Below are 16484 nucleotides of genomic sequence, written 5' to 3'. Positions count from 1 at the left end.
TCAGCAAGCAGATGCTAAAAGCCCGACCCTAAACTCGCCCGTTTTGATCGTGTAAGCTCGGTATTTTCTCCACTGAAGGTTCGGATGCGGCTTTGGTCAAGGGTTTGCAGGAAGCAGCCAAAACTGAAGGAGCAGCCTGTGCGATTATTGCGCCCAAGATCTCTGGTGTGAAATTGAGCGATGATAAAATGTATCCAGTGGATGAAAAAATCGGCGCTGGTCCAGCAGTGGTATTCGATGCGGTGGCGGTGATTCCCTCGAAAGCAGGCGCTGAGTTACTGAAAGCCGATGGCGCAAGTAAAGACTTTGTGGCAGATGCCTTTGCCCACTGCAAATTCATCGCTTATAACGAGGACGCTATGCCACTGTTTAAAGCAGTCAGTATTGATGGTGATTTAGATGGTGGGTGCATTAAATTGGCGAAAGCTGAAGATGCGAAAGCCTTTATTAAAGCTTGTGGTAAATTACGCTTCTGGGAGCGTGAGCCTAAGGTGAATAAGAGGTAAAGTTTAGCTGTTGAGTGTTGAAGCCCTCATCATATAGTGTGATGTAGGGCTTGTTCATACGAATAGCAGTTAGCTTTGATTAATCCGGAAACCCATACAGCCGTGCCGGATTATCCACCAATATCTTCTTCTGCACACTTTCATCGCGTGCAATCAAGGGCACTAAATCTAATAAATCGGCATCATTCGGCATATGCTTTTTAATATTCGGATGCGGGTAATCGGTACCCCACAAAATCCGATCGGGGGCGATCTCAATAAATCCTTGTGCAAAAGGTACGGCATCATAGAAAGGTGGTCCCATCGAAATACGTTCAGAGCCACAAACTTTCATCCACCAATTATCACGGTGCATGCGCTCGAGTAAGATTTTATAAGCTTGCTGGCCGACGCCTTCGGTGGTTGGCACGCGCCCCATGTGATCGACGATAATATCCATGTTAATCGCATCGAAAAATTCGGCATAGGTGATGACATCTTCCGCATTCACATGAATAACTAAATGCCAACCCAACGGCTTGACGCGCTCTAGCACAGTTTTCATGCTAGCGAGATTGGGGGCGCCACCTAGATGTTTGACGAAGTTAAAGCGTACCCCACGTACACCGCCATCATGTAAGTCTTGAAAATCGTTTTCGCTGAAACTGTCATTCGCGATACACACGCCACGATACGCACCATTGCTGGATTTGATCGCATCTAACATGCCGCGATTATCCACACCGTGGCAGCTCGCTTGTACTAATACCGCTCGTTCAATGCCAAGCTTATCGTGTAAGCGTTTCAGTGCCTGTTTATCCGCATCGGGTGGCCAGTAGGAGGCTTTATCGGCATAGGGAAAAATCGCATGCGGACCAAACACATGACAATGCGCATCGCAAGCTTTCGGGGGCGCTTTATACAACGGGGTGCGGGTATTATTATCTGGTGGCATGCAACTGAGTTTGCTCATACGCTCTCCTCCAATAAAATAAATAGTTTAGACAGTCACATACACTTCGCCACGACTCAAGAGCCGTGCGGTACGCAAGAGTCCAGCTTTGCTCACATTACCGTTGGCATCCTGCTGCAGTTCGACAGAAAACTCGCCGGAAGGGTGCTCAACCGATAGATTTTTTGGGTTGCCTTCAGGAATAACTGCAATACCTTCAGCCACTGAATTCGGCAAAATGCAAGCAGTTGCCACTGACACAGCTCCCAACACGCCAATCGCATCGTGACAAGTATGTGGGATAAAAGTACGTGTGCTCACATGACCACCGTTTTGCGGAGGAGCGATTAAGGTCATTTTTGGTACGACTTTTTTCGTCACATCACCTAAATTCATCAATGGGCCGATTTTTAGGCGTAAGGCTTCGAGCTTAGCGCGAAATTCGCTATCGTTCGTAAGTTCCGCACAGCTTTCGTAGCCCGTTTTTCCTAAATCTTGAGCATTGATCACCACGACTGGCATACCATTATCAATGCAAGTGACGGGAATGCCGTTGATAAGATCTTTAGTATTACCGGTGGGGAGCAGTGCTCCACAAATCGAGCCAGCTACATCGAGATAATTACAAATAACTGGAGCAGACGTGCCAGGCGCGCCGTCGATTTTAGCATTGCCTTCGTAAGTGACTTGACCATTTGGGGTTTGAATAGTGAGTTCGCAGAGATTTTCACTATTTAGCATATAGACACGCACCGTAGTCGTATCGCCTTGCACTGGAATCAAACCCGCCTCAAGCGCAAATGGGCCAACGCCTGCTAAGATATTGCCACAATTGGGTGTAGTATCAACTCGATTTTCCCCCACCACGACTTGCACAAATAGGAAATCTACATCCGCATCAGGACGGATTGAGCGACTTACTACCGCCACTTTACTAGTTAAAGGGTGTGCACCACCTAAGCCATCAATTTGCCGTGCTTCACGTCCGACAGCAGAGAGAAGGATTTGATCACGCTCGACCGGCTCAGATGGCAAATCACTCGCTAAAAAGTACAAGCCTTTCGAGCTGCCACCCCGAAATTGCATAAAGGGAATAGCACGTTGCATGATTTCTCCTAGCTAGCCTAATAAAGGGAGTGAGGCGCGAGTCACAATGAGTTAGCTCGTTAGCAGTTTATTGTCAAGTAGCGAGTTTGAACATGTAAAAAATATTTGTGCTCTGGTATTTTTTGTTTACCGATCACGTCTGTTTTAGGAAGTTCAAGTATGTCGATTACTCCTTTATTCGCTCTAGTCTTGGTGTTCTATTTACTATTACATTGGCTTGGATTTTTTCCTGCAGGTTTAGATGCGATTCCTCTGGCTATTCCTATGCCGTCCTATGGAGTGATGCGCCCAACTTACGGTGATTGGTTGGTCGTTGCAGGTTTGATTGCTTTGCATTTTGAAATCTTCAAAGCAACCCGTATTAACGATCTCTCGATTCTTGAGCGGATCATTTCTACCCTTGTCTTAATCGTCTATTTGATTATTTGGCTGACTAAACCTTGGGCAGCGAATAGCTATTTCATGCTCTTGACTTTAATGGCGTTTATTAATGTCGCTGCAGGCTTTACGGTTACTTATGCGGCTGCAAAAGCTAGTTTTAATATCAGTAAATAGTCAGGCATTCTATTGATGTTAAAATTATGAATTTTTTATGTTAAATCATTGATTTAAGCTATTTTGTGAAAATTTACCTGAACTTTTTTGTTAGCTTAAGGCACTGAGTGGGTATCTTAATTTATTCATTTAGGGGGCTGTCATGGGTTACAGTTTTATCGAGCGTTTATGGGTTGTTTTAACGCACTCTTGGAAAGCACAAGTAGCTGCTTTTGTGATGCTGAGTGTCACTTTAGGTACATTTTTATTGATGAAAGCAGTTACTCATGTCTTAGCTGACTCTGCTTTAATCAGTGAAGTTGCCCAAACTGCTAGCTTTTTCCATGCGGAGCTGGTGGCTAGTTTGGTGATATTATTTGCTATGCTGGTAGCGTTCAGCGAAATAGTTCAACAGGAATGGCGTAAGCTTCAACAGGTTTAATCCATAAAAAGACACTGCTCAGCAGTGTCTTTTTATTTGATGTTGACGAAGACAGTCAAGGCACAATCGTCATAAACAAATAGGTTGCAAAAATCACCAGATGCACAGCCCCCTGCATCACTGTTACGCGTCCCGTGCTCATTGACAGCGAAGTCACAAACAAGGACAACACCAGCAACACAATCGATTTGCTATCCAATCCCAAAACCAAAGTCATATCCATTGCAATTGCGACTACTGCTACTACGGGAATGGTTAAACCAATCGTAGCGAGGGCAGAGCCAAAGGCGAGATTGAGACTAGTTTGTAATTGATTATTCGCAGCGGCACGCAAAGCCGCAAATCCTTCGGGTAGGAGCACAATCGTGGCGATAATTACTCCAACTAATACTTCCGGTGCACCAATCGCGTGCACTAAGGTTTTGACATCGGGCGATAGGAGTTTCGCGGCTAGCACTACGCCAGCTAAGCTGAGTAATAAGAAAACCCCACTCATAATCAGAGTTTTAATCGATAGTTTAGCTTGTTGTTCGGTCTCTTCGCGCATGGGGCTGCTGAGAAAGTAATCGCGATGGCGTACCGCTTGTACAAAAACAAACAACATATAGAGAACTAAGGCAACCACTGCAACAAAAGCGAGTTGGCTATCGGTATAGCGCGGCCCTGACATGCTGATGGTGTAATTAGGTAAGATTAGAGTCAGCACCACAATCGCGGCTAAGGTAGTCAGGGCGGTGTAGCTACCGGTTAAAATAAAACGTTGTTCGCCAAAACGAATGCCGCCAATTAAAAAACTCAGACCTATGATTAAATTTAAAATAATCATGACTGTGGCAAAGACTGTATCCCGTGCTAATACTGTCGCCCCCGATTCCGCACTCATCATGATTGACACGATTAAGGAGACTTCAATCACCGTGACTGCTAAGGCCAACACTAAAGTTCCAAAGGGTTCTCCAATTCCATAGGCAATCACTTCGGCATGGTGGACTGCGGCTAATACGCTGGCGATTAAGCCAATGGCGAGCGCTACGCTATACCAACCGGTCAATTCAAAGCTGGTGAATTGCAACGCGAGTAAACATAAAGTGAAAGCAGGAGCCAGTAATGTCCAAAGGGGGGAGCGTAGATTGATTTGCGTCATAGGCAAGTTTTGCGCTTGAAAAATAATTAAGTGTTTGAATGTAGCTTAAAAGCGTGCTTCTGCACAGTTTGCCTTAAAAAGTTTGTACTAAAAATGTCAAGGTATGCATTTGTTTTTGGATAGCTTGAGTTCCGAACTTTTGGCACTGATATTGCATTTAGATTCCTAAGTGGCCATTTCAAACATTATCTTAGTGTTCGACAAGCTAGTTCATGTAGCCCTGATCTAAGCCGGTATTCTCCTCCGCTGACTTAGATTGGGGTTTTTATTGTTGTAGATTGACTAAATAAAATTTTCATGTGCTTTACATCAAAGAAAAAATCTACCCATTAGCACAAGTTAAATAGTAAAAGGTTTTTGCGCTTCAAATTTTGGATTGGCAACGCCTGTTTTATACAAGACAGGTGTTTGTTTATAAAAAATAGCTTCTGGTGGTGGAGGTGGAATTTGCTTAGCAATTTTTTGTATAAAATCATAGTCATTACTAACCTGTCCGCTGCGTCATACACTTTTAAGTACAGGGTTTTGCTTCAAACCGGTGCTGTCTAGACTTTAAAAGCAACCTCGTTGGTTGTGGTATGCATGGCAACCTAATTTGAAAACGGTGTTAGCTTATGAGCTGGGGTCACGGAATTTTTTACCCATCTTAAACGCTTAGCCCGCAAAACCTTGTGTTTTTCGAAGTCTATTGAGACTCAATATAAGGTGAGCGGTGAATTTATTAAGCGCATATTCTGCAACTCTTCTAATGCATGATCGTCTATAGCCAGTAATTAAAAGCGTATACAACACTCACTAATAAATTCACAAGCTAAACTACTAAGAAGCGTCTAAGCAATTTTTTAGTAATCAGTTGGATCAGTAAGAATGAAAATTAAATATTTATATGTCAGTGTCCTAGTAGTTTTAAGTCAATTGAGTTTCGCTGATTTTTCAAAACTAGATCAACAAGTTAAGTATTTTAATGATTGGTCAGTGGCTTGTAATAATCAGCGTGAATGTTTTATGGATTCTCTGCCGCCCAAGTCAGAACAGCCAGCAGCAGCTAGCACAGACAATGCAGAAGAAGTCGCAGATGTTCAGTCCTTGTATTTAGGTTTTAGCCGTAAAGCATCCGCTGATAGTCCGGTGGTCTTAACCATAAATGACTGGGCTGAGGAAGAGGGTAGCTTAGAGCAAGGGCAGAGTCTTAGCTTGAAGATTGATCAACAAACGTTTGAGCTAGGTAAGGTGAGCGCTGAGGTTGCTGAAAATTCTTCATTTGAAATAGACAGTAAGACCATACCAGAGCTTTTGGCGGCCTTACAGAAAGCGACGCAAGCCGAACTGAAAGTAGGTGAGGAAACGCTAGCGATCAATTTGCAAGGTATGAACGCAGGTTTGCAGTATTTTGATGAGCAACAACAACGGGTTGATACCTCCACGGCTTTAGTGAAGAAAGGGCAGCAAGCTTTCACGGCTACCCCACCGCAAGTTGAAAGCCTTACACCGGTAATCTCGAATGATGATGAAGTTATTGCTGATGATGAGCGTGCTAAGCTACAAGATCAAGTTCGCCAATTGCCTCTAGCGAAAGACTGTTTAGCTAAAACTCATCCAGAACAAGCGGCTGAGGATGTGATTGAGATTCTGGATAAAGATCATTATATCTTTGGGATTACCTGTGTCATAGATGAGCTAAATCGGCAAACTCTAGTGTTGGTAGCCCCTAAAACTAATCCTGAGCAAGCAGAATTAGCGAAATTCGACCAAGGCGCCGATGACTCAATCATTACAGGTGAATTTAATGGCTATAGTGCTAGTGAAGGTATACTGCTTAATTATTATAGTAAAAGTGAAATGGGTGATTGTGGTAGTACTGCAGAATGGGTCTGGAATGGTAAAAGCTTTGTACTAAGCAGCTATTACAGCATGCCAGAATGCCGAGGAAGCCTCAATTCAATGAATGTTTGGCAGTTAAATGTGAAGCAACCTGAAAACTAATAGAAGCTCAGGATTGACTCGTCATACGCTAAGCCGCCTCTAGAAAAAGCGGCTTAAGAGCCAAGCAGTCATTAGTTTTCCAATTGCTCTTCCAACAGATGCAAGATCTGCATCGCGGCTAAAGCCTGTTGCACACTTGCGTTCGGCTCGCGTTTTTCCCGAATCGCGGCAATAAACTCACGATCTTGCAGTTCAATGCCATTCATGGATACATCGACATGGCTCACATCAATGGGGTTTTCATAGCCATCCACTAAATCATCATAACGGGCGATATAAGTACCTTTATCACAGATATAGCGGAAAAACGAGCCGAGTGGGCCATTATTATTGAAGGATAGCGATAAAGTACAAATCGCCCCAGATTCGGACTTCAGGCCAATACTCATATCCATCGCAATCCCCAACTCAGGATGTTTCGGGCCTTGCAGGGCTTGTACTTGGACGATTTTCTCGCCGGTTTGGTAGGCGAATAGATCGACGGTATGGCAAGCATGATGCCATAAGAGATGATCCGTCCATGAGCGGGGCTGGCCTAAAGCATTGAGATTTTGGCGGCGGAAGAAATAAGTTTGCACATCCATTTGCTGGATTTTCAGTTCACCCACGCTGATTTTTTGGTGAATCCATTGATGGCTCGGATTAAAGCGGCGGGTATGGCCTGCCATGGCGACTAAGCCGGTTTCTTGTTGTTTAGCGCAAATCGCCTCCGCATCCGCGAGCGTATCCGCCATCGGAATTTCAATCATGACATGCTTGCCTGTGTTCATTACTTGCAGCGCTTGTTTAGCATGAATGGGCGTGGGGGAGGTGATAATCGCGGCTGCAATCTCGGGTTGACTCAGCGCTTCGTCCAGATTCAAAGTCCAGAAGGGGATTGCATATTTTTCCGCAGTGGCTTGAGTACTTTCTGCTACACCCCCGACAAGTGCTGCGACCTCCACATCGGGTATATTTTTCAGTGCGTCCAAATGTTTATGCCCAAACGCCCCTTCGCCAATCATTACTAGTTTCATACTCACTCCTAAGACTTGCATCCTTCTATGCTGCTTGATTGTACTAGTCAGATAGCTAGAAGCTAGGGGGCAGCATGGGAATGAGGAAATTGGGTAGTTTTTTGTGGAAAAAGTACAAAAGCGGAAGAGGATGCAGTTGTTTGCTTAGCATTTGCCTACTGTGCTATACAGAAAGCTTCACTCAGTTGTTAAGTTCTTTACTCATCAGGTCTTTATCTATGCGTCACTTGCTTGCTTCGCTTAAAGTCCGCTACCTAGTTGCAGCACTGAGTTTTACTGCAATGGTGTGTCTGCCGAGTCAGGTGGTTGCTTTTGAGTTTAATGGTGTCAAGTCGATTGTGGTGGTCGGTGCTGACGATACAAAAACACCGATTGGAACGGTTGAGTTCAGGCCAGAAGCAGAAGGTGTGGCTTTTAAACTTGCCCTGACAACCCAAGTGTTCACGGATCACTTTCTTTCTATGCGCGAGTTTAAATGTCTGCCTGCTGCCAAAGAAATTAGTTGTTATGTGCCGTATCCGTATCAGTACCCTACCAAAATAAAGCCTGATGATCTTACATGGTTGGAGCATAACCTCCTTTTCCTTTACAAAACCCCCTCTGAATACGGGGCAAAACTGTGGAATGGGGTCTACTATGAGCTGCAAGTACAGGACAACGCACTGGTGGGGCTGCCAAAAGCGGTGGATTTAAACGAAATTGCAGCACCCCCCAGTGACCTCTCTACCCCTCCGTTTGGCAAGGAAAACCGTGGAGAGATGGAGCCTGACGCCCGCTGGTTTAAGGCTATCATTATTGAGTAAATAATTGATTAGAGGTCTCTGCTTTGTTAGAAACCTCTAGTTCTGTGGAAGAAAAGCTAAATGCTCTTATTCTCCAACACTAAATGCCCCACCGCTGTATTCGAGGCGGGTACATGGTAAAAACGGTGTTTCAACTCCACTTTATCATTCAAAGCACCGCGCATAATCAGCCACATGACCAATTCAATGCCTTCCGAACCGGCTTCACGCACATAATCAATATGTGGGATTGTGGCTAATTCGTCAGCCTTATCCACAATCCGATCTAAGAAGTCATTGTCGAATGCTTGATTGATTAACCCTGCGCGGGGGCCTTGTAGTTGATGGCTCATACCACCCGTGCCCCAGACTTGCACATTCAAATCTTCCGGAAAGCTTTCAACCGCTTTGCGCAAAGCTTTGCCTAAATCGTAACAGCGTTGCCCAGACGGAGGCGGGTAGAGCACTACATTTACCGCAAACGGAATAATTAAGCATGGCCATTCCTCCACTTGCCCAAACACCAAAGACAGCGGCACGGTCAAACCATGATCCACGTCCATTTTGTGGATGACGGTCAGGTCAAAATTATCTTGAATCAGACTCTGGGTAATGTGGGCGGCCAGTTGTGGATGACCTTTCACCGTTGGTACGGGACGCGCTCCCCAACCTTCATCGGCGGGTTTAAATTCCGGTGCACAACCAATTGCAAACGTCGGGATAAAGTTCATATCAAACGCGCTAGCGTGATCGTTATACACCAGAAAAATCACGTCTGGCTTTTCATTTTTAATCCATTCTTTAACGAACTCATAATCCTTAAACACCGGTTGCCAATAAGGCTGGTCGGTTTTGCCTAAATCAATCGCCGCACCAATCGCTGGCACATGAGAGCTTGCCACACCCGCAGTAATTCTAGCCATTATCTTGCTCCTGTTTATACCGATTACCTTCGGGTTTGCGCCCACCATCGAGCATCATTTGTGCGTAGTCTTCCTGCGTCATACCTGTCATAGAAGCGGCTGCCACTTGGAAACTTAAACCATCCGTGGAGAAGATTTTGGCGAGGAAATAAACATTACCACCGAGGCGCATCATCCAATTGTAATCACGTGCTAATACCGCCTGTTTTTGTTCTTCGGTCATGTCCCACTCATCTAAGTAGGCGCGTTCGTTTGCTTTGAATTTTTCGCGGTTTTCTGCCTTCATCAAGGAAATGGCAAACTGATTCAGGTAATAGCCTTTAAACGCCATCTCAGGATCAAAAATAGTAGTTCCCGGAATATCATCATAGGGTTTCGCTAGGCGTGTCATAGTAAACCGACCTCTTTTAAACGTGCATCTAAGCGTGGGAATACGTGGCGCGTATTTAACTCAAACACTTTAAGTTTGTCTGCTTCACTTAATTTACTGCTGTCGATATAGCGTTTGGTGTCATCGAAATAATGTCCGGTTTGTGGGTCAATCCCGCGTACTGCACCAATCATTTCGGAGGCAAATAGAATATTGTCGGTGGGTACGACTTCAAGCAGTAAATCAATGCCTTCTTGATGATAAACGCAGGTATCAAAATAAATGTGATCTTTAATAATCTCATGCAAAGGTGGTAGTTTCATCATATCGGCCAAGCCCCGGAAACGCCCCCAGTGATAAGGGACTGCACCGCCGCCATGCGGAATAATTAGTTTCAGATTCGGGAAGTCTTTAAATAGGGTTTTCGCCATCATGTAATGTTGGAAAGCGGTCGTGTCTGCACCCAAATAATGCGAACCCGTGGTATCAAAGCACTGGTGACAAGAGGCACTCACATGAATCATTGCAGGCACATCCAATTCACACATTTTCTCGTAAATCGGATACCAATAAGGATCGTCTAAACGGGGTGCTGTCCAATGTCCACCGGAAGGATCAGGGCTTAAATTACAACCCACAAAACCCAGTTCTGTCACACAGCGCTCTAATTCTTGTGCACTGGCTTTCATATCTGCCTTGGGGGATTGTGGGAGCTGTGCCGCACCAATAAAGTTTTGTGGATAGAGCTGGGTAATGCGATAAATCAGATCATTGCAATGCTCCGTCCAATATTGACTCGTGGATTGATTGCCAATGTGATGCCCCATCCAACTAGCGCGTGGCGAGAAAATCGCGGCATCAGTTCCCCGTTCACGTTGCAATTTAAGCTGTGCACCTTCGAGGCTATCACGAATCTGATCGTCGCTAATATGGATGACTCCTTTGACATGCTCAAACAGCGGGTCGGTTTTCACATCTTTTTTCTGCTGCTCTCGATAATCGCCTAACTCATCCGGTGCGGTCGTATAGTGACCGTGGCAGTCAATGATTAAAGGTTTACTCATGCTAAATCCTCCAAGCGCTCCACATATTTAAACCCTGCTGCCTCTAAGCCAGGGCGCATGTTATACATATCCAAACCTAAAATACCGGAGGCGAGTTTAGCGCGTTTTTCGCCTTCAAAAGCTGCGCGTTTTTGCGCAGAGGCTAAGGTTTTGGTAGCTGTCAAACGTGGTACGACACAAACACCATCATCATCTGCGACGATCACATCACCGGGCATAATATGCTGACCACCACAGAGAATCGGTACATTCACTGAACCTAAGGTGTTTTTCACTGTGCCTTTAATCGAAATGGCTTTTGACCAGACCGGAAAATTCATTGCAGTCAAATCACGCACATCACGCACACCCGCATCAATAATCAATCCACGCACGCCACGCGCTTGTGCCGAAGTGGCAAGCAGATCACCAAAATAACCATCGGTGCAGGGGGTGGTTGTACCCACGACTAAAATATCACCGGGTTGGCATAGCTCAATCGCGACGTGAATCATCCAGTTATCGCCGGGCTGCGCGAGTACGGTCACCGCACTACCCGCAATGCTCGCACCAGAGTAAATCGGGCGAAGGTTCGGATTGAGATTACCGATTCGGCCTTGGGCTTCGTGCACGGTCGCAGCGCCGAGTTTAGCAAGACCCTCGATAATAGTAGAGTCAGCACGGTCAATATGTTTAACCGCAACGCCTTGAACGGTGTGAGTGATCATGTCTCCTCCTAAGAGAACTCATTATATGTCGACTAGTGTAGGTACTTTTTCAGCAGAAAGGCATGGATAAAACGAGGGTGTTTTTGTATTTTTTGAGTATCTTGCTAAGTCTAACTCTGGGGCGAATACTTTAGGGCGACGAGAGGATGGCATTAGCAGTTTGTAGAAATCGATAGCATAAACTGTGTGATTTCACACAGTTGCTAGGTGAAATCACTTATATTTTTAAGACTGTTTATATATAAATAATTGAAATAATTCAAAAGAATAATTGGCATGTGACTTGCTAATACTCTGCTGTTTTTAAGTTAAGAGTATCGGCTCATGCAAAAAATCTATGCTTTCAGCCCTTTAGTTTGTGCCCTGATGTTAGCCGCTTGTGGGGGCGGGGATGACAATCAAGTTACGAATCTGACGATTCCTTTCCAAGCTAAGTCGGGCGCTACCGAGATTGCTTGCGGTAAACAGTTGACTAATTTAGGCCTGAGTGCCGACAAAGGCACAATTGCTGATTTTGCTTTCTATATTCATGATATTAAATTTAAAACTACCAGCGGCAAAATCGTTAGCGCAAGTTTGGAAAAAAATGATTTCCAAGATTCTGAGTATGGTGTAGCCCTTTTAGACTTCCAAGATAAAACCGATTCTTGTAATGGTGCTGCTAAACCTACCAATAAAGTCGTTTATGCCAGTGTGAATAATGTGAGTTCGGCGGATATTGTAGGAATTGAATTCAAAGTGGGCGTACCTGCAGCCGTGAATCATCATAATGCTAGTATTGCAATAGCACCTTATAATCGTTCAGGTATGGCTTGGTCATGGCAGTCTGGGCATAAATTTATGCGCTTGGATGTAAATCCTAGCAATAAGGTGCAATTAGACTATGCTTTGGGCGGGGCTAATGTCTCCAACTCATATTACTTCCATTTAGGTTCTACCAACTGTACAGGCGATCCCACTACCGGTGCTGTGGTCAGTTGTGCCGCCCCGAATCGTCCCACTATTACGCTTTCAACTGATTTTAAAGTTACTAATTTAACCACCAGTAAGATTGTGCTTGATTATGCGAAGTTAATGGCTAGCAACAATCTTAATACGGATGCAGTAATGCCTCCGGGATGTATGTCTGGTGGAACCGATATTGAGTGTATGAATATTTTTGATAATTTAGGTATGAATCATGGTGCACATACTGCGACTGGTTTGCAAAAAGTATTTAGTGTAGCGAACTAAGAGGCAGAATAATGAATAGCAGAGGCTGGTTGGCTATAGGGATTATTACGATAATGACGAGTGCTTGTGTCGAGCAAGATAGCCAAACCCTGATAAATACCGGTGGCTTAGATAATGACCGCAGTTTCAACTGGAATATTCCAGCGAATTATCCTTTGCCAGTTGTGCATGCGGATAATCCAATCTCTGAGGAAAAATTTCAGTTAGGACGTCACCTGTTTTATGACCAACGTTTATCAGGACCAGCCAACTTCTCCTGTGCCTCCTGTCATCGTCAAGAGCTTGCGTTCACCGATGGTTTAGCCCAAGCCATCGGTGCAACGGGGCAAAAGCATCCACGCAGTGCCCAAGCGTTGGTAAATATTGCCTATAACGCGAGTGTTAATTGGGGCAATCCCACCACCGTTACCTTGGAGCAACAAGCTCCTATTCCTTTATTTAATGAATTTCCAGTAGAAATGGGCGTGAATGATAGTAATCAGGCACAAGTTTTAGCCCGTTTACAAGCTGAGCCACGCTATCAACGTATGTTTAAAGCTGCTTTTCCGAATGAGACTCAGCCGATACATTTTGCGAATATCGCCAAGGCTCTAGCTAGTTTTGAGCGCGGTTTAAATAGTTTCAATAGTCCATTTGATCAATATGAGGCTGGAAATCAGTTTGCGATTACGCAGGCAGCGAAGCGCGGGATGAATTTGTTTTTTAATGAGAAAACTGAGTGCTTTCATTGTCATGGTGGGATGAATTTTACTCTATCTTCTTTTGATCGTAGTCAAAGCTTTGCGGATACTGAGTTTTTCAATAATGGCCTGTATAACCTTGATGGGAAGGGTAAGTATCCGGATGGAGGTGAAGGAATTTTTGAAATTACCGGCAAGCCTGAGGATATGGGGCGTTTTCGCCCCCCCACTTTGCGCAATATCGCTTTAACCGCGCCTTATATGCATGACGGCAGTATTGAGAGTTTGGATGCAGTCATTCGCCACTATATGCGTGGTGGGCGTCATATTACTACTGCTGTGAATGCAGGTGATGGTCGTGCTAATCCTTATAAAAGTGGCTTTGTGCGCCCATTTGACCTAAGCGAGCAAGAAATTGCTGATTTACGCGAGTTTTTAGAAAGCTTAACTGATGACAGCTTTATTAATAATCCGCGCTTTGCGAATCCTTGGGCAGAGTGACCTTATTATGCGTCGATTAATCTTAAGCAGTTTACTTTGGCCGGCTGGTTTACTGGCTCATTCAGGCGAAACTCATGATAATCTTGAGTTAGAGCCAACTGCTCAATTGCAGATTGGAGCCATGTTTAGTGCAACAGCCTATTCTGCACAAGCGACCGATGTGCATGGTTTATGGCGTATTCCCGGTTTATTAATGGGTGGGGAAGCTTTACCGAATGCAAAAGGTGCACAAGTAGACGACGCCCATTTATGGGCGCGTTATCAGTGGCAGCCGAATAGTGCGGTGTATGCAGCTGTGGGGACACATGCAGGTCATACAGAACTTAGTCTCGAAAATTTATATTTAGATTATCAGCCAGCAAAGTTTGAAAAGCTGAACTTAGCGGCTGGTTTAATGGACGCTAGGTTTTCGCCTAATGCGTCAAGTCATCCTTCAGAACGCCAGTTTGTAGAAACTAGTTTATTAGCTGAGGCTTTTTGGGGGGGCAGTATTCATGATCTAGGTTTGCGTTTGGATTGGCAGGCGCACCCACAGCTTAAGTTTGGGGTGGAATTGCATGATGGCGATTTCTTTCCAGCATCCAAGGGTGAAGGTGCACAGGTTTTATTTGCACAAACCGAACAGCAGTTACAAGAGTTGAAGCTAAAAGCAGGTATTTGGGGTTTGCAGGCTCAAGCCGTACAACGAGGTGATGAGCGTTATCAGACGGGTCACTCCCATAGCAGTAGTAGCTTTACTCCGCCAGATGTGCGGTTCACTGGTAAGAGTGCATTAATGGGATTATGGCTCACAAGCTCCTTGCCTTTAAGTGAAACTCTCCAAGCTGGTTTTGATTATGAGGCGGTGCAAGCGAAAGCGGAGGGTGAGTTAAGCGAAACTAATTATCAGGCAGCATATCAAGCCAAGCATTTAGGTTATACGCTCACACCTAATTTGCAATATGGCGCTTGGAATCTAAGCTATCGCTTTGAAAAATTATCACTGGATAATCGATTAATTGGCGCGGGTGCAGCAGTGCTAGCACAGGATGCCAATCTACTGAATACTGCGCAACCTCAGCGGCAAACTTTGCAATTAGCGTGGCAAGCTAATAAAAATCTGCTCTGGCGAGCTGCTTATACCCAAGACGACACCCTAGCTCAAGCTGATGAACGTTTTAGTGTGGGCTTGGTGTGGCAGCAGCTTTTACATGAATACTAAGTTTTCTAGGCGGTTAACTTACCTCAACCGAAACCAAAACCTGAGTTAGCCGCCTTTTTTAATGTTTAGAGATGAATTTAATGAAAGACAAGCATTATTGGATGGCAGCCGCTGTAACGAGTGCCTTATTGCTGACAGCAGGTGGAGCGAGTGCGCACAAAGAAACTTATGATACTGAAACTGAGCGTTGTGCAGGGATTGTGAAAGCAGGGATGAATGATTGCAGTGCGCACGAGCATGCCTGTGGTGGCAAGGCAAAAGTGGATAATGACCCTGAGGAATGGATCAATGTACCTAAAGGTACTTGCGAGAAAATCGTGGGCGGGCGCGTACTTAAAGATAACGAATGATCAAACTGGCCAATATTTCTTTAAGCGATAATTTAAAGCATCACGGCTAATCCCTAACAGCCGGGCTGCTTGAGTTTTATTGTGCTGAGCCTTATCCAAGGCCTGTTGGAGTAAGTCACGTTCCAGTGCTTCTAGATTCACACCTTCAGCGGGCAGCACAAACGAGCTTAAGTTGCTTGGTGTATTAGCTTGAAATTGTGCAGGCAAATTGGCTGAATTAACAACTTGTCCAGCGAGCAAAATGCTTAAACGTTCACAAGTATTTTTCAACTCACGTACATTGCCCGGCCAAAGATAACGCTGCAAAGTTTTTAACGCATCGCGTGCTAAATTGGTTTTAGCTAAACGATGCAGCTCAGCAAAATGCCGTAAAAAATGCTGACTTAAAACTTCAATATCTTCAGGTCGCTCACGTAAAGGTAGTAGCTCAATCGGCATCACGTTCAAGCGATAGAATAAGTCGCCGCGAAACTTGCCTTCACGGCTTGCTTGCTCAAGATTGCGATGAGTAGCTGCTATAACACGTACAGCTACTTTACGGGCGCGTACTTCACCTAAGGGTAGAATTTCACCCGATTCAAGAAAGCGTAATAACTTGGCTTGTAGCGTGAGCGGTAACTCACCGATTTCGTCTAAAAATAAAGTCCCGCCTTCAGCAGCGGCAATCAGTCCAATTTGTGCTTGCTCAGCACCTGTGAAGCTACCTTTACGATGGCCAAACAATAAAGATTCGGCGAGGGTTTCAGGTAAAGCGGCACAATTCACGGTAATGAAGGGTTGAGTTTTATGGGAGCTGCTGTAGTGAATGGCTTGAGCGACTAATTCTTTACCTGTGCCGGATTCACCAGTAATTAATACAGTGACTTGAGTACTAGACACTAAGCGTGCAGCACACAAGGTGGCTTGCATGGTGGCGGAACGGGTCAGAATGGCATCGAAATACATAGTGCAATAAAGCCTTAAGGTCTATGTGGATTAAGTGTAATGGCTTATAGCATAAATTGGCTTAG

The 16484-nt window shown here is 44.8% G+C and carries 18 protein-coding genes and 1 pseudogene; 10 read left to right on the top strand and 9 right to left on the bottom strand.

Going from position 1 to position 16484, the window contains the following annotated elements; all coding sequences use genetic code 11:
* Positions 1 to 62: 62 nt before the first annotated feature.
* Positions 63 to 506 (top strand): hypothetical protein, encoded by a 444-nt coding sequence (locus Q0307_RS15670; protein ID WP_298661911.1) that lies wholly within the window; start codon positions 63 to 65, stop codon positions 504 to 506.
* Positions 507 to 585: 79 nt separating this feature from the next.
* On the opposite strand, the gene Q0307_RS15665 is transcribed toward Q0307_RS15670, so the two are convergent.
* Entirely contained in the window at positions 586 to 1458 is an 873-nt protein-coding gene (locus Q0307_RS15665; protein WP_298661814.1) for an amidohydrolase family protein, read from the bottom strand.
* A gap of 27 nt (positions 1459 to 1485) precedes the next feature.
* Entirely contained in the window at positions 1486 to 2544 is a 1059-nt protein-coding gene (locus tag Q0307_RS15660) for a 4-oxalomesaconate tautomerase (RefSeq protein ID WP_298661812.1), read from the bottom strand.
* A gap of 159 nt (positions 2545 to 2703) precedes the next feature.
* Here Q0307_RS15660 and Q0307_RS15655 point away from each other — a divergent pair, with 159 nt between their 5' ends.
* Positions 2704 to 3099: a hypothetical protein gene (locus tag Q0307_RS15655; protein WP_298661810.1), complete on the top strand. Its 396-nt coding sequence runs from the start codon at positions 2704 to 2706 to the stop codon at positions 3097 to 3099.
* A gap of 142 nt (positions 3100 to 3241) precedes the next feature.
* Positions 3242 to 3520, top strand: coding sequence for a hypothetical protein (locus tag Q0307_RS15650; RefSeq protein ID WP_298661808.1), 279 nt, complete (start codon positions 3242 to 3244; stop codon positions 3518 to 3520).
* Between the two features lie 55 nt (positions 3521 to 3575).
* On the opposite strand, the gene Q0307_RS15645 is transcribed toward Q0307_RS15650, so the two are convergent.
* Positions 3576 to 4664, bottom strand: coding sequence for an ionic transporter y4hA (locus tag Q0307_RS15645; protein ID WP_298661806.1), 1089 nt, complete (start codon positions 4662 to 4664; stop codon positions 3576 to 3578).
* 639 nt (positions 4665 to 5303) lie between these two features.
* On the opposite strand from Q0307_RS15645, the pseudogene Q0307_RS15640 reads away from it, so the two are divergent.
* A pseudogene (locus Q0307_RS15640) lies at positions 5304 to 5420 on the top strand (IS1 family transposase); the annotation flags it as partial.
* Positions 5421 to 5531: 111 nt separating this feature from the next.
* Positions 5532 to 6647, top strand: coding sequence for a DUF1176 domain-containing protein (locus tag Q0307_RS15635; protein WP_298661804.1), 1116 nt, complete (start codon positions 5532 to 5534; stop codon positions 6645 to 6647).
* Between the two features lie 71 nt (positions 6648 to 6718).
* On the opposite strand, the gene Q0307_RS15630 is transcribed toward Q0307_RS15635, so the two are convergent.
* A complete protein-coding gene (locus Q0307_RS15630) occupies positions 6719 to 7663 on the bottom strand; it encodes a Gfo/Idh/MocA family oxidoreductase (protein WP_298661802.1) in 945 nt (314 codons plus the stop codon).
* Positions 7664 to 7881: 218 nt separating this feature from the next.
* Between Q0307_RS15630 and Q0307_RS15625 the strand changes: the two genes are divergently transcribed.
* On the top strand, positions 7882 to 8466 hold the full coding sequence (locus Q0307_RS15625; RefSeq protein WP_298661801.1) for a hypothetical protein: 585 nt from the start codon (positions 7882 to 7884) through the stop codon (positions 8464 to 8466).
* A gap of 56 nt (positions 8467 to 8522) precedes the next feature.
* On the opposite strand, the gene Q0307_RS15620 is transcribed toward Q0307_RS15625, so the two are convergent.
* From Q0307_RS15620 to Q0307_RS15605, 4 genes are read right to left on the bottom strand one after another with little or no spacing between them, the layout of a single operon-like run.
* Positions 8523 to 9368 carry a class III extradiol dioxygenase subunit beta gene (locus Q0307_RS15620; protein ID WP_298661798.1) on the bottom strand — a complete coding sequence of 282 codons (846 nt, stop codon included), beginning with the start codon at positions 9366 to 9368 and terminating at the stop codon, positions 8523 to 8525.
* Positions 9361 to 9759 carry a protocatechuate 4,5-dioxygenase subunit alpha gene (ligA, locus tag Q0307_RS15615; RefSeq protein WP_298661797.1) on the bottom strand — a complete coding sequence of 133 codons (399 nt, stop codon included), beginning with the start codon at positions 9757 to 9759 and terminating at the stop codon, positions 9361 to 9363. The genes Q0307_RS15620 and ligA overlap by 8 nt, the downstream gene beginning before the upstream one ends.
* Positions 9756 to 10802 carry an amidohydrolase family protein gene (locus Q0307_RS15610; protein ID WP_298661795.1) on the bottom strand — a complete coding sequence of 349 codons (1047 nt, stop codon included), beginning with the start codon at positions 10800 to 10802 and terminating at the stop codon, positions 9756 to 9758. Before Q0307_RS15610 ends, ligA begins: the two co-directional genes overlap by 4 nt.
* Entirely contained in the window at positions 10799 to 11509 is a 711-nt protein-coding gene (locus tag Q0307_RS15605) for a 4-carboxy-4-hydroxy-2-oxoadipate aldolase/oxaloacetate decarboxylase (protein ID WP_298661793.1), read from the bottom strand. The genes Q0307_RS15610 and Q0307_RS15605 overlap by 4 nt, the downstream gene beginning before the upstream one ends.
* Positions 11510 to 11833: 324 nt before the next feature.
* Between Q0307_RS15605 and Q0307_RS15600 the strand changes: the two genes are divergently transcribed.
* From Q0307_RS15600 to Q0307_RS15585, 4 genes are all read left to right on the top strand, one after another.
* Positions 11834 to 12742 (top strand): MbnP family copper-binding protein, encoded by a 909-nt coding sequence (locus Q0307_RS15600; RefSeq protein WP_298661791.1) that lies wholly within the window; start codon positions 11834 to 11836, stop codon positions 12740 to 12742.
* An 11-nt stretch (positions 12743 to 12753) separates the two neighbouring features.
* Positions 12754 to 13923 carry a methanobactin export MATE transporter MbnM gene (locus Q0307_RS15595; protein ID WP_298661788.1) on the top strand — a complete coding sequence of 390 codons (1170 nt, stop codon included), beginning with the start codon at positions 12754 to 12756 and terminating at the stop codon, positions 13921 to 13923.
* A 7-nt stretch (positions 13924 to 13930) separates the two neighbouring features.
* Positions 13931 to 15124, top strand: coding sequence for a hypothetical protein (locus Q0307_RS15590; RefSeq protein ID WP_298661787.1), 1194 nt, complete (start codon positions 13931 to 13933; stop codon positions 15122 to 15124).
* A gap of 80 nt (positions 15125 to 15204) precedes the next feature.
* Entirely contained in the window at positions 15205 to 15474 is a 270-nt protein-coding gene (locus tag Q0307_RS15585; RefSeq protein WP_298661786.1) for a DUF2282 domain-containing protein, read from the top strand.
* On the opposite strand, the gene Q0307_RS15580 is transcribed toward Q0307_RS15585, so the two are convergent.
* The gene (locus Q0307_RS15580) at positions 15475 to 16419 is read right to left on the bottom strand and encodes a sigma 54-interacting transcriptional regulator (protein WP_298661785.1); all 945 of its coding nucleotides are present in this window, start codon (positions 16417 to 16419) and stop codon (positions 15475 to 15477) included. It lies immediately after the preceding gene.
* Between the last annotated feature and the right edge of the window lie 65 nt (positions 16420 to 16484).

It is taken from the genome of uncultured Thiothrix sp. (genome assembly GCF_937873765.1).
Lineage (GTDB): Bacteria > Pseudomonadota > Gammaproteobacteria > Thiotrichales > Thiotrichaceae > Thiolinea.
This window is presented reverse-complemented; position numbering and strand designations above follow the sequence as displayed.